This is a genomic window from Xanthomonas sp. NCPPB 3761, from assembly GCF_041475705.2.
Taxonomy (GTDB): Bacteria; Pseudomonadota; Gammaproteobacteria; order Xanthomonadales; family Xanthomonadaceae; genus Xanthomonas; species Xanthomonas phaseoli.
Map to the genome: position 1 here is coordinate 4352708 of NZ_CM191262.1, position 16538 is coordinate 4369245.

Consider the following 16538-nt stretch of genomic DNA (forward strand, 5'->3'; position numbering starts at 1 on the left):
CTGTCAGCGCACGCCGGTGTGGCCGAATCCACCCGCTCCCCGCGCGCTGTCGACGAAAGTATCCACCACTTGCAAGCCCATACGCACGATCGGCAGGATCACCAGCTGCGCGATGCGGTCGCCCGGCTCGATGGTGAAGGCCTCGCGGCCGCGATTCCAGGTGCTGATCAGCAACGGGCCCTGGTAATCGGCATCGATCAAACCGGTACCGTTGCCGAGCACGATGCCGTGGCGATGGCCCAACCCCGAGCGCGGCAGGATTACCGCGCACAGCTGCGGGTCGGCCAGATGGATCGCGATACCGCTGGGAATCAACGCCGCATCGCCCGGCTGCAGCGTCATCGGCGCCTCCAGCGCGGCGCGCAGGTCCATGCCGGCACTGGATTCGGTGGCATAGGCCGGCAGCGGCCACAGATCACCGAAGCGCGGGTCGAGCAACTTCACCTGCAAGGACTGGGTTGGGGGGCTCATGCCTGCAATCTCTCCGCGATCAGGGCCAGCAGCTGGTCTGCCAACTCGGTCTTGCTGCTGCTGGGGAACACGCGCTCGCCGCCCTGCCAATAGGCCGTGGCTGCGTTGTTGTCGCTCTCGAATCCGCCGCCTTCGATCCCCACCTGGTTGGCGATGATCAGATCCAGCCGCTTGGCCGCCAGCTTGCCACGGGCGTAATGCTCCACGTCATGCGTTTCGGCAGCAAAACCGACCACCAGTTTCAGCGCGCCGGTCTGCGCGGCGACCTCGGACAGGATGTCCGGGGTGCGCACCAGTTCCAGGGTCAACGTTTCGCCGGTCTTCTTGATCTTTTGCGACACCACCCGCTTGGGGGTGTAGTCGGCCACGGCGGCAGCGCCGATGTAGATGTCGGCCGGGAATGCGCCCAGCACCGCGTCGCGCATCTGCGCGGCCGAGCGCACGTCGATGCGCTGCACGCCGGGTGGGGTGGCCTGATGCACCGGCCCGCTGACCAGCACCACATCGGCGCCCTGCCTGGCAGCGGCGGCGGCCAGGGCATAGCCCATCTTGCCGCTGCTGCGATTGCCGACGTAGCGCACCGGGTCCAGGTCTTCGAAGGTGGGGCCGGCGCTGATCACGATGCGCAGGCCTTCCAGCTGGGCGCTGCTGGGAATGAAGACGGGCGCGGCGACGCTCTTGGCGCCCTCCGGGGCAGCGTTGACGACCGCCACGCCGCCGGCCAGCGCCGCAATGATCGCCGCCGGTTCGGCCAGCCGGCCGGGACCGGATTCGCCCTCGGCCAGCGGACCATCGTCAGGGCCCACCACCGTCACCCCGCGCGCGCGCAGGGTGGCGATATTGGCCTGGGTGGCCGGATGCAGCCACATGCGGTGGTTCATGGCCGGCGCCACGGTCAGCGGCGCGGTCGTGGCCAGGCACAGCGTGGTGACCAGATCGTCGGCCAGACCATGCGCCAGACGCGCCAGCAGGTCGGCGGTCGCCGGGGCGACGATCACCCGGTCGGCCCAGCGCGCCAGTTCGATGTGGCCCATCGCCTGCTCGGCGGCGCTGTCCCACAGCGTGGTGCGGGTGGGCTGCCCGGACAATGCCTGGAAGCTGAGCGGGGTAACGAATTGTTGCGCACCGCCGGTCATGGCGACCTGCACCTGCGCACCGGCGTCGCGCAGGCGACGGACCAGTTCGAGCGATTTGTAAGCGGCGATGCCTCCGCCGACGCACAGCAGCAAACGCTGTCCGTCCAGGGGGCGGGCCTGAGTGGAGCCGATCACGTCGGGGTCGTCCTACGGTTACAAGGACAACTAGATTAGCCGATGCCTCTGCTTGGCCTGATGGGCGTCGGCGATGAGCACCGGCAATCTCGCCATATGCACATACACGACTGGCCCACCCACGAACGCCCGCGCGAGAAACTTCTGGCGCGCGGGGCCACTGCCTTGTCCGATGCCGAGCTGCTGGCGATCTTCGTCGGCTCCGGTCTGCGTGGCCAGGATGCGGTGCAGACCGCGCGCGATCTGCTGCACCGGCACGGCCCGCTGCGTCTGTTGCTGGACCGCCCGGCCAAGACGCTGGCGCGCCTGCCCGGGCTGGGCCCGGCCTCGGCCTGCAAGCTCGCCGCCGGGATGGAGCTGGCCCAGCGGCACCTGATGAGCGCGCTGGAGCGTGGCCAGGCGCTCAGCGACCCGCCCAGCGTGGGCCGCTATTTTTCGCAGCGGCTGCGCGCGCGGGCCTATGAAGTGTTCGCGGCGCTGTTCCTGGACAACCGTCACCGCGCCATCGCCTTCGAGGAACTGTTCACCGGCACCATCGACGGTGCCGACATCCACCCGCGCGAAGTGGTCCGGCGGGCGCTGCTGCACAACGCGGCGGCGGTGATCGTCGGGCATAACCACCCGTCGGGTAATCCGGAGCCCTCCGAGGCCGACCGCGCGGTCACCAAGCGGCTGCTGGACAGCCTGGAGCTGGTGGACATCCGCCTGCTGGACCATTTCGTCATCGGCGATGGTCGGCCAGTGTCGTTCGCCGAGCGCGGCTGGCTGGAATGAGCAGTGGTGCGCTGACCTGAACCATCGGTCGGACCCTGCGGCACGCGGTCGGGTAAAATCGCTGGTTTGGTTCCAAGCAGATCCCACGTGAAAGCCCTACTCCGCGCACTGATCGGCCAAGGCATTGAAGCCTTGCGCGCCAATGGCACCCTGCCCGCCGACACCCTGCCGCCGGATTTTGTGGTCGAGCGACCCAAGACCCGCGAGCACGGCGACTTCGCCACCAACGCCGCGATGCTGCTGGCCAAGGCTGCGCGCAGCAATCCGCGCGCACTGGCGCAGGCGCTGGTTGCCGCGCTGCCGGCCAGCGACGACGTGACCAAGGTGGAGATCGCCGGCCCCGGATTCATCAATTTCCATCTGGCTCCCACCGCCTACCAGCGCGAAGTGGCGCATGTGATCAAGCAGGGTCACGACTACGGCCGCGGGCTGGCCGGCAACGGCCGTTCGGTGGGCGTGGAATACGTTTCGGCCAACCCGACCGGCCCGCTGCATGTCGGCCACGGCCGCGCCGCGGCCATCGGCGACAGCCTGGCACGCGTGCTCGACGCCAACGGCTGGAACGTCAAGCGCGAGTTCTACTACAACGACGCCGGCGTGCAGATCGAGAACCTGGCGTTGTCGGTCCAGGCACGTGCGCAGGGGCTCACCCCCGACAGCGACGGCTGGCCGGAAAACGGCTACCGCGGCGACTACATCGCCGATGTGGCCAATGCCTACCTGGCCGGCGAGACCGTCGACCTGGAGGGCCATCTGGTCACCGGCACCAAGGATCCGGCCGATCTCGAATCGATCCGCCGCTTCGCGGTAGCGTACCTGCGTAACGAGCAGAACCACGACCTGGCGGCGTTCCGGGTCGATTTCGACATCTACTTCCTGGAAAGCTCGCTGTACAAGGACGGCAAGGTCGAAGAAGCGGTGCAAAAGCTGATCGCCTCCGGCCACACCTACGAGGAAGGCGGCGCGCTGTGGCTGAAGTCCACCGACTTCGGCGACGATAAGGACCGCGTCATGCGCAAGTCCGACGGCACCTATACCTATTTCGTGCCGGACGTGGCCTATCACCTGACCAAGTGGCAGCGCGGCTACGAGCGCGCCATCACCGAACTGGGCGCAGACCACCACGGGTCGCTGACGCGCGTGCGCGCCGGCCTGCAGGCGATGGAACTGGGCATCCCGCAGGGCTGGCCGGAATACGTGCTGCACCAGATGGTCACGGTGATGCGCGGCGGCGAGGAAGTGAAACTGTCCAAGCGCGCCGGCAGCTATGTCACCCTGCGCGACCTCATCGAAGAAACCAGCGCCGATGCGGTGCGCTGGTTCCTGATCGCGCGCAAGCCCGATTCGCAGCTCACCTTCGATATCGACCTGGCGCGTGCGCAGAGCAACGACAACCCGGTGTTCTACGTGCAGTACGCGCATGCGCGCGTGTGCAGCGTGCTGCGCCAGGCGCAGGAAAAGGGCTACAAGTACGACCAGGCCCACGGCCTGGCCGAGCTCGCATGCCTGGAAGACGAGCACTCGCTGGCGGTGATGCTGGAGCTGTCGCGTTACCCGGAAGTGGTGGAAATCGCCGGTCAGGCGTTGGAGCCGTACCAGATCGCGCAGTACCTGCGTGAATTGGCGCACGCCTTCCACACGTGGTATCACAACAGCAAGGTGCTGGTGGACGCTGCCGCCGAGCGCGACGCCAAGCTCACCCTGGCGGTCGCCACCCAACAGGTGCTGGCCAATGGCCTGGAACTGCTCGGCGTCAGCGCTCCGGAAAAGATGTAAACAGGCGGCCGCTGCCGGGTGCCATCGCAGGCAGCGGCGCAGCGCATGGCACGGCGGTAGGCGCCGGCCTGCCACCTCGGGCGCCGATGGCGCTCACCGGGCAATCAGCGCATCGGCGCGCGTTGCCACAGCACGCGGGCCAGCGGGCCCGCAACGACACGATTCGGAGAAGTGGTAGATGGCAGCACGACGCGGTAAGAGTCAGGCCCGGCGCAACACCAGCAATGGCACCCCCGGTTGGGTGTGGCTGGTGGCTGGCGCCGCGATTGCGGCAGTGATTTTCCTGGCCGCGCCCAACCTGTTCAAGAAGGACGGCGACGGTTTCCTGCGCGTGGGCCCGCGTGCCAATCCGGATGCGCAGCCCGAGCCGGTGGCCGATGCCGACGTGGACACGCCGGCCGAACTGCCCAAGCCCAGCGCGCAGCCGCCCAAGCCGCAGGCCAAACCCGGCGATGCGCAGACCCAGTACGACTTCTATACCTTGCTGCCTGGCAAGGAAGTGCAGATGTCCGACGCCGAACTGGCAGCCAGCGCGCGCGCCGAAGAGGCCGCGCGAGCGCGTGCGGCGCTGGAAGGCAAACCCGTGCCCCCCGCACCCGGCGCCAGCGTGGCAGCCGCTACACCGGCCGCCAGCGTCCCGATGCCATTGAAGGAAACCACCGCCAGCGCACCCAAGCCGCTGCCGGAAGCCGCACCGGCACGCCAGGCCGCCACGCCGGCTCCGGCCAGTACCGCCGCACTCACCACGCCGGCCGCCGCCGCGCCCAAACCCGCCGCAACCGCCGCCGCTGCAACAGCGCCGCCGGCTGCTGCGCCAGCGGTCGCCGACAACACCCGCTACATCCTGCAGGCCGGCTCGTTCGGCGCCTCCGGCGATGCCGAATCCACCAAGGCCAAGCTGGCGATGATGGGCCTGGCCGCACGCGTGGAATCGGCCGACATCAGCGGCAAGACGGTCTATCGCGTGCGCATGGGGCCCTACGGCAGTGCCAGCGAGCTTGCCGAGGCCAAGCAGAAGCTCACCGGCAGTGGCCTGTCCGCCATCGCGATCAAGGCGCAGTAAACGCCCGTGTTGCGACGTATCGCTGGCATGTTGCTGGGCGTCCTGGCGTGGGCCGGCCCGGCGCAGGCCACCGATCAGCTGCCCGACCTGATCCAGATCGACGGCCAGCAGGCGACCCTGCTGGCCGAACCCTTGTCCGGCCCACTAGACGACCCGGCCACCTGGAAGCGCTTCGTGGCGCACGCCGGCAGCGCGCTGGGCAGTTGCAGCGCCAACTGGCGCGGCTACCGCGCTTACTGGCGTTTGGACGGACACCAACTGTGGCTCGATCGCGTGGTCCTGGGCGCCTGCGCCGAGGCACCGCCCACGCTGCCGTTGGATGTCCTGTTCCCCGGCCAGCCAGCGCCAGTGCCCGCCGCCTGGGTGGATGGCGAATTGATCGTGGCGCTGCCCGCCACCGCCACGAGCGCTGCGCACGCACCGGCCCCGTACGTGGCGCTGCAGCTGCGGCGTGGCCAGGTCGTCGCACGCCAGGCCCTGACCGACGAGCTGCTGCGCGCGCGGCCTGCCGCACCGGCGAACCCGCGGCCTGCTCACTGAATCTGCTTCCCGCCCCCTGTCCTCCCTGGAGTTCCCCATGTCCAAGACCGTCCTGATCACTGGTGCCACCTCCGGATTCGGCAGCGCCGCCGTGCGCCGCTTCGCCGCAGCCGGCTGGAAGGTCATCGCCACCGGCCGGCGCGCCGAACGCCTGCAGGCGCTGGCCGCTGAACTGCCGGCCGGGCAGGTACACACCGCCGCGTTCGACATGCGCGATGCACACGCCTTGTCGGACGCGATCGACGCGGTGCCGGTCGCATTCGCCGAGATCGACGTGCTGGTCAACAACGCCGGCCTGGCGCTGGGCACCGCGCCCGCGCAGCAGGCCGACCTGGCGCAGTGGCAGCAGATGATCGACACCAATGTCACGGCGCTGGTCACGCTCACCCACCGCCTGCTGCCGGCGTTGATTGCGCGCCGCGGCGCCATCATCAACATCGCTTCGGTCGCGGCCACCTACCCATACACCGGCGGCAACGTCTACGGCGGCACCAAGGCCTTCGTGCAGCAGTTTTCGCTGGGCCTGCGCTCTGACCTGCACGGCACCGGCGTGCGGGTGACCTCGATCGAACCGGGCATGGCCGAGACCGAATTCACCCTGGTGCGCACCGGCGGCAACCAGGCCGCCTCGGACACGCTGTACCGCGGCGCCACCCCGATGACGGCAGAAGACATCGCCGAACAGATCTTCTATGTCGCCAGCCTGCCGGCGCATTTGAATATCAACCGCCTGGAAATCATGCCGGTGACGCAGTCCTTTGCAGGGTTCCAGGTGGCCCGCGACGCGCAGTGAGACGTTGCACGAAGCAGCGGCTTAGGCGGTGAGCGCGCAGTGCGCCAACCACACCCCCCGCTGCGCCGCGTAAGCGCTACCGAGCATCGAACGGAGCATCGAACGGAGCATCGAACGGAGCATCGAAAAGCCGCGCACTGCGCGGCTTTTCTTTACATCGGCGCTGCAGATTCGCAGCAATTGCGCAGACCGGTTGCCTGACACCAGGTGCTGCAGCGGCCGCCACGTGCAACCGGTGCACGCTCGCCGTTCTCCGCAACCATCGCATCATGCAAGTTCGGCATCGCGGCGCACGGCTGCACGCCTTCGCAGCAACGCGCCACGCAGCTGCAGGAACGGGCGTTCCACCACGTAATGCAGCAGCGCACCCGCCGCCAGCGCCACCACGCCATACACCACAAAGGCCAGCACGCCATGGCTGTCCAGCGTGGTGCCCAACCAGCCCTGGGTCACATGGAACATCGCCTTGTGGGTCAGATACACGCTGTAGGAAATGGCGGCCAACCACGCGGCGCCCGGCACGCGTAGGCGGCCCAGTACGCTGTCGGTCGCGGTGCCTGCCAATACCAGCAAGGCTAGCCCCAGCGAAAGCACCGGCCAGCCCACTGCGTTGCCGATCAAACCGGTACGTTCGCGAAACAACCACATAGCCAACGCCAGTACGGCCAGCCCGGCAAACGCCCAGGTCGTGCCGCGCTGCTGCAGGCGCTGCCACGTGTGCGGGCGAAACACCTTGACCACTGCCAGCACGACCCCGGCCAGCAAACCGTCCAGCCGGTTCCAGGTGGGGTAATACAGATCTTCCACAAACCAGTTGCGCTGCTGGCCGCCGCCGAGTTGATCCAGCGCCGTGTTGTGCAGCCACACGCTGGTGCGCAACACGATGCCGGCGACCACCACCGCCACGCACACCGCGACCACGCGCGCGGCCGATGGACGCCGCAACAACACCGTCGCCAGCAACGGAAACACCAGATAAAAATGCTCTTCCACGCAGAGCGACCATGCGTGCGAGAACGCGGCCTGCTCGCTGTAATCGACCAACAGATTCAAGGTGAAGGTGAGAAACATCCACCATGGCGCCAGCCCGGGCGATTCGCGAAAACCCGGCCATGCCATGTAGATCGCCAACACCACCAAAAACGCGGGCAGGATGCGGAATGCGCGGCGCAGGTAGAAATCGGCGAAGTCCAATGGCTTGCCGCGCGACAGCGGAGTCAGCACCTGGGTGCCGATCAAAAAGCCGCTCAGCACGAAGAACAGGTCCACCCCCATCCAGCCGTAGCGCGACAGCCATTCCCAGTCGGGCCCCAACCCGCCGACCACGAACGAATGGAACAGCATCACCCACACGATGGCGATGCCACGCAACAGGTCCAGAGCGGGATAGCGCATGCGGGCCAGATCAACCGAGGGAGCCCGATTGTGCCGCATGCGGCAGCGCACAGTGCGTCGCTGCCAACCACGCACTGCTACACCACGCCGCAGTGCGTGCATCGCCTGCGGCAGCGGATGCGCAGCATCGCCACGCCTATGCGCTGGCGTGCTGCTCGGTCCGTGTGGCCACTGCGGGCGCCACTGCCGTGGGTTCAAGCAGGTGCCAGGCTTCCAGCTGATCGACCGCGTTGCGGACGCCGTCTTCCTGGCCAATCCGTTGACCGAGTGCGCGCGCGGCCGCGCGCATGGCCGGCGTGCTCGCCTGCTGGATGGCTGCGGCCAGGGCTTCTGGCTGCAGCCCGGCACGCGCCAGCGCTGGCGGCGCGACCCCGCGCTGGGCCAGGCAGTGCGCCCAGAACGACTGGTCGTAGCCAAACGGCAGCACCACCGAGGGGATGCCCGCCGCCAACGCGGCACCGCTGGTGCCGGCACCACCGTGATGCACGGCCACCGACACGCGCGGGAACAGCCAATCGTGCGGTGCCTGTTCCAGATGGAAGAAGCGCTCGGCGTCATCGGCGGCAGCGGTATCCCCGGCCCCCAGGCCGCCCCAGCCGCTGGCGAGCAACGCGCGCTGCCCGGTCAGTCGCACCGCTGCCTTCACCGTGGCAGTGAGCTGCGCGACGGCGCTGCTGGTCATGCTGCCGAAGCCGATATACAGCGGCGGCGGCCCGGCCTGCAAAAACGCCTGCAGCGCGGCCGGCGGTTGCCACTGCGACGGCGGCAGTTGCCAGAAGCCGCACACCTGCGCGCTCTCCGGCCAGTCCGGCGGGCGCGGGCACACATGCGCGCTATAGCCGTAGATCACGCCCAGCGTGCCGCGATCCGGACCGCTCCACGGATACCCCGGCAGCCCCAATGCCGGACGCACGATATCGTTGAAGGCCGGCCGCATCAGCTGCCAGCAGACAAAGCGCATCAGGCGATGCAATGCCACGCTGACACTTCCCGGCAGACGCAGCGTGGGCATCAGCATCAACGGCAGGTGGCGCGACTCGGTGAGCGGCTGCAACTGCGCAAACGCCACCGGCACGCCATACGCCTCGCCCAGGCTGTGGACGAGGAAACTGGCACTGCCCACGCCCAGGATCAAGCCGGCATCGGCACACGCCGCGCGGCCCTGCGCGGGCCAATCGCGCGCCCACTCCAGCAACTTCTTGCGCAAGATGCCAGGGGCGCCGCGCATCTCGGCAACGTCCGGATGGTCTTGCAACAGCGTCTGGAGATCGCCGCTGAGCGGGAAGAATTCCAGGCCGTGGGCACGGATCAAGGTCTCGAAGTTGGAACTGGTCAGCACCCGCGCCGGATAACCGCGCCGCTGCAGGCCAAGCGCCAGCGCAATGATCGGGCGCACGTCCCCGTGCGTGCCGAGGGTGGCGATCACCACCGGCCGCTGGCGTGACGGATCGGCTCCGGACTCAGGCATATTCGGTCACTCCGTCGCCGGCGACCGCACCATGGCCGGCCTGCCCCACAGGCTGCACCGCCCGGGTAGCCTCTGCGGTAGCCGCGTGCAGCACGCTGCTGAGCGTGGCCGAATGAGTCGGCGAGAGCATCGAATGGTGGTCGCTGTCCAGAACGTGCAGCTGCAAGTTGCGCACGTACGGATGCCACGCCTGGGGACGGTAATCCACCCACAGCGCATCGTCGCCGCCGGAGCTCATGCGCACCCTCGCCTCGACAAAGACCACATCCTGGTCCAGCGGCTTGGGCCGATGACGCCGCGCCAGCTGCAGGTGATGCTGGGTGAGGGCGCCCAGATCGTCCAGCAAGGTGGGACGTTGCTCCAGCAACTGGCGCACCGCAGGCAAGTCGTTCAGCCCGTAGTGATCGCACAACAGGATGGCGAGCTCGGCGACCGTGGTCGGCATCGGCTGGCCCGGCGCCAGATGCAAGGCCAACGCGTGCACCGAGGCGCGCACGTTCTCCGACTCCGACAGCGATGCGGCCTGTTCCAGATGCGGGTAACTGTCGAGCATGGCCAGCAACTGGACCTCTTCGCCCAGCGCATGCAATTCGGCCGTGATGGCGTGCGCAATCAGACCGCCCAGCGACCAGCCCAGCAGACGGTACGGCCCGGTCGGCTGCACGCTGCGCAGACGCGCCAGGTAATCGCGCGCAATCGCCTCGATGCTCTCCGGACGGTGCTGCGGGTCGCTCAAGCCCGGCGATTGCAGCGCATACACCGGCCACTGCGGATCCAGCTGACCCAGCAAGGTGAGATACGACCAGCCCAGACCGATGACCGGATGGATACAGAACAGCGGCGTGGTGCCGGCGGTGCCTGCACGCAGCGGCAGCAGCACGCTCAACGGGTCGTTGGGCGTGTGTGCGCTGCGCTTGATCACCTCGGGCAGGCCGGCGATCGTCGGTGCATGGAACAACGTGCCCAGCGGCAGTTCCACCCCGAACATCTGCGGGAAACGCGCGGCCATTTCCGCCGCACGCAGCGAATCGCCGCCAAGCTCGAAGAAGTTGTCTTCCACGCCCACCACTTCGATGCCCAGCACCTCCTGCAGCATCGTTGCCAACTGGCGTTCGAGCGCATCGCGCGGCGCCAGATGCGCGCGTTGCGGCAATGCGCCGGGCGCCGGCAATGCACGCCGATCCAGCTTGCCATTGGGGGTCAGCGGCAACGCCTCCAGCGGCACCCACAGGGTGGGAATCATCGATGCCGGCAGGCGCTGCTGCAGATGCGCGCGTAGCAGCTCGACCGATGGCGCGTTGCCGTGCTTGCCGACCACATAGGCCAGCAGTTGCAAGGCATGCTCGCCATCGCCATGGCCCACCACCACCGCCTGTGCCACCTGCGAATGCAGCAGCAAGGCGCTTTCGATTTCGGCCGGCTCCACCCGATGCCCGCGGATCTTCAGCTGCGCATCGGCGCGCCCGATGAATTCCAGCAGGCCATCGCTGCGTTGACGCACACGATCGCCGGTGCGGTACATGCTGCTGCCGTCGTCGGCGAACGGGTCGCGCATGAAACGCTCGCTGGTCAGCTGCCGCTTGCCGCGATAGCCCTTGGCCACGCCTGCGCCACCGATATACAGCTCGCCGATCGCACCGGTCGGCAGCGGTTGCCGCTGCGCATCCAGCACATAGACGCGCGTATTGAGCAGCGGTCTGCCGATCGGCGGTGCGGCGGCATCGGTCAGCTGCAACGGCATGATGGTCGACCAGATCGTGGTTTCGGTGGGCCCGTACAACTGGGTCAGGCGCCCTACCCGGCTGAGCAATTGCGTGGCCAGCTCCGGCACCAACGCCTCGCCGCCGATCAACGCGTGGATGCGATCCAGCACCAGATCCTCATTGGCCAGCAGGATGCGCCACAGCGATGGCGTGGCCTGCACCACGCTGATGTGTTCGTCGGCGATCAACCGCGACAGACCGCGCGGGTCGTGGCTGATACCGGCTGGTGCAATGACCACGCGCGCACCCACCAGCAGCGGCAGGTACAACTCCAGCCCGGCGATGTCGAAGGTGATGGTGGTGACGGCAAGGACACGATCGCGCGGACGCAATGCCAGCTCGTGCTCCATCGCATGCAGGAAATTGAACAGGTTGCGATGGCTGATTTCCACGCCCTTGGGTGCGCCGGTGGAGCCGGAGGTGTACAGCACGTACGCAGTGCCGTCGGGCGTCGCCAGCGGTGCGATCGCCTCCGGCAACACGGCCGGGCGCGGATCCAGCCAGACCATGCCACCGAGCAGGTAGCGCTCGCACAGCGCCGGCTCGCAGACCAGGCCGATGGCACCGGAATCGTTGAGCATCTGGCGGTTGCGTGCGGCCGGGCTCTCCGGATCCAGCGGCAGATACGCCGCCCCGGACCACATCACCGCCAGCAACGCCACCAACAGTTGTTCGCTGCGCGGCAACGCCACCGCGACCACATCGCCAGGGCGCACGCCATCGGCCACCCATTGCGCAGCGATGCGCGAGGCAAGCTCGGACAGCGTGGCGTAGTCGAGCGTGCGGTTGTCGTATTGCGCCACCACGGCCGCAGGCATCAACTCGGCGCGTTGCAGCATGCCGTGCAACAGCGTGGCCGGTTCCGGCAGCGGCGCGGCGGTGTTGTTCCAGGTGTGCAGCAAACGTCGGCGCTCGCTGTCGCCGAGGACATCCACCTGGCCCAGCGCGCATTCCGGATCGGCCAGCACCGCGTCGGCCAGATGGGTCAGGCGACGGCAGTGTTCGGCCAGTTCCTCGCTGTCGTACAACGCCGGGTTGGCATCCAGATCGAAACGCAGCGCGGCCCCATCGCCGCGTTCGTAGCAGAAGATGGTGAGGTCGTCGGCCGGGCCGTTGGAAAGGTTGTGCGGTACCGCGTACGCCTCGCCAAAGCGCAAGGTGTAGTCGAAGGCCTCGATGTTCACCGCCAGGCGTGCGAACTTCTGCTCCATCCCGAACATGCCCAGATCGCGGCGCACGTCCTCGAAGCGATATTGCTGATGGCGCAGTGCATGGCGGACCACCGACGACACCTGCGCGAACAAGGTATGGATAGGCTGCTGCGGGTCCATCTTCAGGCGCAGCGAAATCACGTTGGCCACCAGGCCTGCGGTTTGCCTATAGCGCGCGTTGATGCGGCCGGTCACCGGCATTGCCAGCACCAGATCCTCGGCACCGGTGCAGCGGTAGTAGTACGCGGCAATCAGCGAAATCAGCATCTGCGGCAGGCTGGCGCCGTACTCCTTGCCCAGCGCGCGCAGACGCACCACCTGCTGCGGCGAGAACTGCCCGGTGCAGCGCAACAACCCGGTGGACAGCGGATTGCCCGGCCGTGCCAGCGTCGCCGGCGGCGGCAGATCGGCCAACTGCTGCATCCAGTACTCGCGATCGCGCTGGAACCGATCGGAGTTGCGATAGTGCTGTTCCATTTCGAGCAGCGACAATGCACTGCCGTACTGCGCAGGCTCCGGCTCCACGTCGGCCAGGTAGGCGTTATAGAGCACGGCCATGCGCTGCATCATGATCGACGCGCAGTAGCCGTCCATCACCAGATGGCTCACGCATTGCACCCAGATATGATGATCTTCGCCAAGACGGAACACCGCGCAATGCCATAGCGGCCCGTTCTGCAGGTCTTCCGGCTTGCGGATTTCTTCGTCGATCCAATGTTCGGCGGCATTACGCGGAGCCGGATCGGAGCTGACGTCGAAGTATGGAATCGTGCCGTTGTACTCGGGCAAGACCACCTGCGAAGGCACGCCCTCGTGCTCGACGATACACAGGCGCAGCGTATCGAACTCGTGCGTCAGCTGCATGCTGGCACGGATCAGCACCTGGGGATTGAGCGGGCCGAACATTTCCAATACTTCGGCCAACATCAAGGTGTTTTCGGTGTGCAACTTGTTGGCCACCCAAAGGCCACGTTGCGCCTTGGTCAGGGGAAAAACGGGAGAGGCGTCAGCGTGCATTGCGTGCATCCTTCTGGTGTGGCGCGCAGTCCGTCGACACCCTTCAACCGTTATCGGTCAATGGACACCGGATCAGCACCTTGCTTGAGAAAACGAGGGGTAAGAAACACCGCCGACCACCGACAATTGCCGGTAATACGCGATGGAAACGCATGATGAAGACGCACAGCACAGCGACTCGCACAATCGAACAACAATGTGCAGGTGACTAGTTGAAGCAACTTGTATCCCGACAAGTTAAACGAACACTAACAATTCGCGCGGGGCCGAAACCGTGCAAAAAATCACGGAAATCGCGTGATACCGAAAATTTTCTCTCTGAAGTGTGATTTGAACTAGTGTTCTGCGTGCATACATCCGAGCAAATTGCGCGCCGTATCCGGCGCGCGTCAGTGCATCGCCCTGCATACCGCATGGTCGAGGCTACGCACGCAGTTCAAGGAGAATATGCGCGCATCACGGAAGATAAGACCCCGCATTGAATAAGACCAATTCCAAATGAGCGTTACTGGAATTAGGTTATTCAGCAAATCACTTTATGAGAGAAAAGACGCCTTCAATGCGTCTGACTCCCTCGCGTGCACGATCACGCGATGGTCGCCTGATTGTCATCGGCATGCAGCACAAACGCGCGAAGAACCTAAGCTCGAGCCGATCGCAAGGCGCAGCGCATGACAAGTGCAGGCACTTTGTTGGATCCGGCGGGGTACGGCTGCATGAAGCGCAGGATCGCAGCCGACCAGCGCACGTCTGCGCGATCGCGCATCGACGCGTCGCAGGACCTGCAGCGTCCATGCCGGTGATGTCCCTGCCGCTTCAGGCGGCGCTTGCGGCACGAGCGCGTGCAGGATGGGCCATGTCGCGCACCACCCGCGCTGCGGCCGGGCCGCAGCGCATTGCCGATCAGCCCAGCGGCTCGTCGGACAGGTAGGTGTAGCCGGTCAGCCCCGCTTCCAGCGCAGCGCTGAGTTCCTGCGCCCGTTCCGGCGACAGGTGTGCGGCAGCAATGCGCTCGGCATAGGTGGCACGCAGCGTGTCCAGCTGATAGCCCACGTAGTCCAGCATCACGTCGGTGGTATCGCCGCGGCGCTGCTGTGCGATGCGATAGCCATCGCGATTGACCACCACTTCCACCGCATCGGTATCGCCGAATAGGTTATGGATATCGCCCAGGATTTCCTGGTAGGCGCCGACCAGGAAGAAGCCGATACGATAGCTCTCACCGGCATTCAAACCATGCAGCGGCAGCGAGCTGTCCAGGCTCTCGTTCTCGACATAGGTCTTGACCATGCCGTCCGAATCGCAGGTCATGTCGGCGATGATGCCGCGCCGCTGCGGCGCTTCGTTCAAGCGCTCGATCGGCACGATCGGGAAGACCTGATCGATCGCCCACACGTCCGGGATCGATTCGAACACGCTGAAGTTGACGAAATACTTGTCCACCAGCCGCTCGTTGAGCTCATCCAGCACCGGGCGATGGCTCTTCTCGTCGAAGCTCAGGCGCGCACGCACGCCATGTGCGATGGCATAGAACAGGTCGTCGATGCGCGCGCGCTGCGGCAGGTCGATCTGGCCCAGCGCGTACGCGCTCAAGCCTTCGGCATGGAAATGCTGGGCTTCCTGGAACAGCTCCACCGCCGGACGCACATCGAGCTCGTCGTGGATCTCGCGCAGGTGGCGGATTGCGGCCGACTCATCGTCGTGTGCGTCCGGCACGCGACCTTCCGGCGCCTGCTCCACTTCCGACACGTTGGCGATCAGCACCGCATGGTGCGCCGTCATTGCGCGCCCACACTCGGTAACGATGCGCGGCGGCGGCAGGCCATGCTCTTCGCAGGCGCTGGCCAACGGCTGCACGATGTTGCTGGCATACGAATGCAGGCCGTAGTTGATCGAGCAATAGCTGCGCGAGCGCGTGCCTTCGTAGTCGATGCCCAGGCCGCCGCCCACGTCCACATGGCTGATCTTTGCGCCCAGGCGCGAGAGCTCCACGAAATAGCGCGTGGCCTCGCGCATGCCGTTGGCGATGTCGCGCACGTTGGAGATCTGCGAGCCCATATGGAAATGCAGCAGATTCAGGCTGTCGGCGTACTCGGTGTCGCGCAGCGTCTTCCACAGGTCCAGCACCTGCCGCGGCGAGAGCCCGAACTTGGCCTTGTCGCCGCCGCTGTTCTGCCACTTGCCCGCGCCCAGCGAGGCCAAGCGCATGCGCACGCCCAGGCCGGGCTTGACGTCCAGCGCGCGCGCCTCTTCCAGCACCAGGGTCAGCTCGGACGGCTTTTCGATGACGATGAAGGTCTGCAGCCCAAGTTTGCGGCCGATCAGCGCCAGGCGGATGTATTCGCGGTCCTTGTAGCCGTTGCACACGATCAGCCCGCCCGGACGCGACAGCGCCAGCACCGCCATCAGTTCTGGCTTGCTGCCCGCTTCCAGCCCGAAGCCTTCGCCATGGTGGCTGGCCAGGGTGCCGGCCACGCCACGATGCTGGTTGACCTTGATCGGGTACACCGCGGTATAGCCGCCGGCGTAATCCCACTCCGACTGCGCCTGCGCAAACGCTGCCTGCAGCTTGCCCAGGCGCTGGCCCAGGATGTCCGGGAAGCGCACCAGTAGCGGTAGCTTGGCACCGGCTGCGCGCGCGGCATCCACCACCTCGGGCAACGACACCGCCGGGCCATCGGCGGTCGGCGTGACCACGACATGTCCGGCAGCGTTCACATCGAAATACCCGTCGGCCCAATGCGGGATCGAATAGGTCTTGCGGGCTTGGTCGAGGGACCAATCGCTCATTTCGCTGTCTCGGCTGGAATAAAAAAGGGCGTGAAGTGTAACGCCTGGCATGCGCAGGGTCCGTTACAATCCGCGCCGACTTCACGCCCCTCTCCTGGTTGGAGCGGGGCCGAGCAAGGGTCAGCCGCTGTGCAGTTTGGCTGCACGGGGCTGCGCCCGACCCTCATCCGGCGCTTTGCGCCACCTTCTCCCGGTGGGAGAAGGAA

General features: G+C 66.6%; 11 protein-coding genes. 5 read left to right on the forward strand and 6 right to left on the reverse strand.

Translation table 11 applies throughout. From position 1 onward, the window contains the following. Window positions 1-3: 3 nt before the first annotated feature. Both dut and coaBC read right to left on the reverse strand, forming a co-directional pair. A complete protein-coding gene (gene dut / locus ACCQ00_RS18995) occupies window positions 4-471 on the reverse strand; it encodes a dUTP diphosphatase (protein ID WP_007964142.1) in 468 nt (155 codons plus the stop codon). Continuing rightward, on the reverse strand, window positions 468-1742 hold the full coding sequence (coaBC, locus tag ACCQ00_RS19000) for a bifunctional phosphopantothenoylcysteine decarboxylase/phosphopantothenate--cysteine ligase CoaBC (RefSeq protein ID WP_039572363.1): 1275 nt from the start codon (window positions 1740-1742) through the stop codon (window positions 468-470). The genes dut and coaBC overlap by 4 nt, the downstream gene beginning before the upstream one ends. A gap of 96 nt (window positions 1743-1838) precedes the next feature. Here coaBC and radC point away from each other — a divergent pair, with 96 nt between their 5' ends. The 5 genes from radC (at window position 1839) to ACCQ00_RS19025 (ending at window position 6688) form a co-directional block, all read left to right on the forward strand. Further along, window positions 1839-2516, forward strand: a complete 678-nt coding sequence (radC, locus tag ACCQ00_RS19005; protein WP_039572400.1) for a RadC family protein — start codon at window positions 1839-1841, stop codon at window positions 2514-2516. 87 nt (window positions 2517-2603) lie between these two features. Further along, the gene (gene argS / locus ACCQ00_RS19010; protein WP_017156754.1) at window positions 2604-4292 is read left to right on the forward strand and encodes an arginine--tRNA ligase; all 1689 of its coding nucleotides are present in this window, start codon (window positions 2604-2606) and stop codon (window positions 4290-4292) included. Window positions 4293-4470: 178 nt separating this feature from the next. Next, window positions 4471-5355 (forward strand): SPOR domain-containing protein, encoded by an 885-nt coding sequence (locus ACCQ00_RS19015; protein WP_017158750.1) that lies wholly within the window; start codon window positions 4471-4473, stop codon window positions 5353-5355. A gap of 6 nt (window positions 5356-5361) precedes the next feature. Beyond that, window positions 5362-5895 (forward strand): hypothetical protein, encoded by a 534-nt coding sequence (locus ACCQ00_RS19020; RefSeq protein WP_017158751.1) that lies wholly within the window; start codon window positions 5362-5364, stop codon window positions 5893-5895. Between the two features lie 37 nt (window positions 5896-5932). Beyond that, a complete protein-coding gene (locus ACCQ00_RS19025; RefSeq protein ID WP_372354006.1) occupies window positions 5933-6688 on the forward strand; it encodes an SDR family NAD(P)-dependent oxidoreductase in 756 nt (251 codons plus the stop codon). 267 nt (window positions 6689-6955) lie between these two features. Here the strand turns inward: ACCQ00_RS19025 and ACCQ00_RS19030 are convergent, their stop codons facing one another. From ACCQ00_RS19030 to speA, 4 genes are all read right to left on the reverse strand, one after another. Beyond that, window positions 6956-8083, reverse strand: coding sequence for an acyltransferase family protein (locus tag ACCQ00_RS19030; RefSeq protein WP_039583446.1), 1128 nt, complete (start codon window positions 8081-8083; stop codon window positions 6956-6958). A gap of 136 nt (window positions 8084-8219) precedes the next feature. Further along, a complete protein-coding gene (locus ACCQ00_RS19035; RefSeq protein ID WP_039583445.1) occupies window positions 8220-9551 on the reverse strand; it encodes a glycosyltransferase in 1332 nt (443 codons plus the stop codon). Next, on the reverse strand, window positions 9544-13485 hold the full coding sequence (locus tag ACCQ00_RS19040) for a non-ribosomal peptide synthetase (RefSeq protein WP_236493328.1): 3942 nt from the start codon (window positions 13483-13485) through the stop codon (window positions 9544-9546). The genes ACCQ00_RS19035 and ACCQ00_RS19040 overlap by 8 nt, the downstream gene beginning before the upstream one ends. A gap of 960 nt (window positions 13486-14445) precedes the next feature. Continuing rightward, complete coding sequence (gene speA / locus ACCQ00_RS19045) at window positions 14446-16332, reverse strand: arginine decarboxylase (protein WP_039573553.1); 1887 nt, start codon at window positions 16330-16332, stop codon at window positions 14446-14448. Between the last annotated feature and the right edge of the window lie 206 nt (window positions 16333-16538).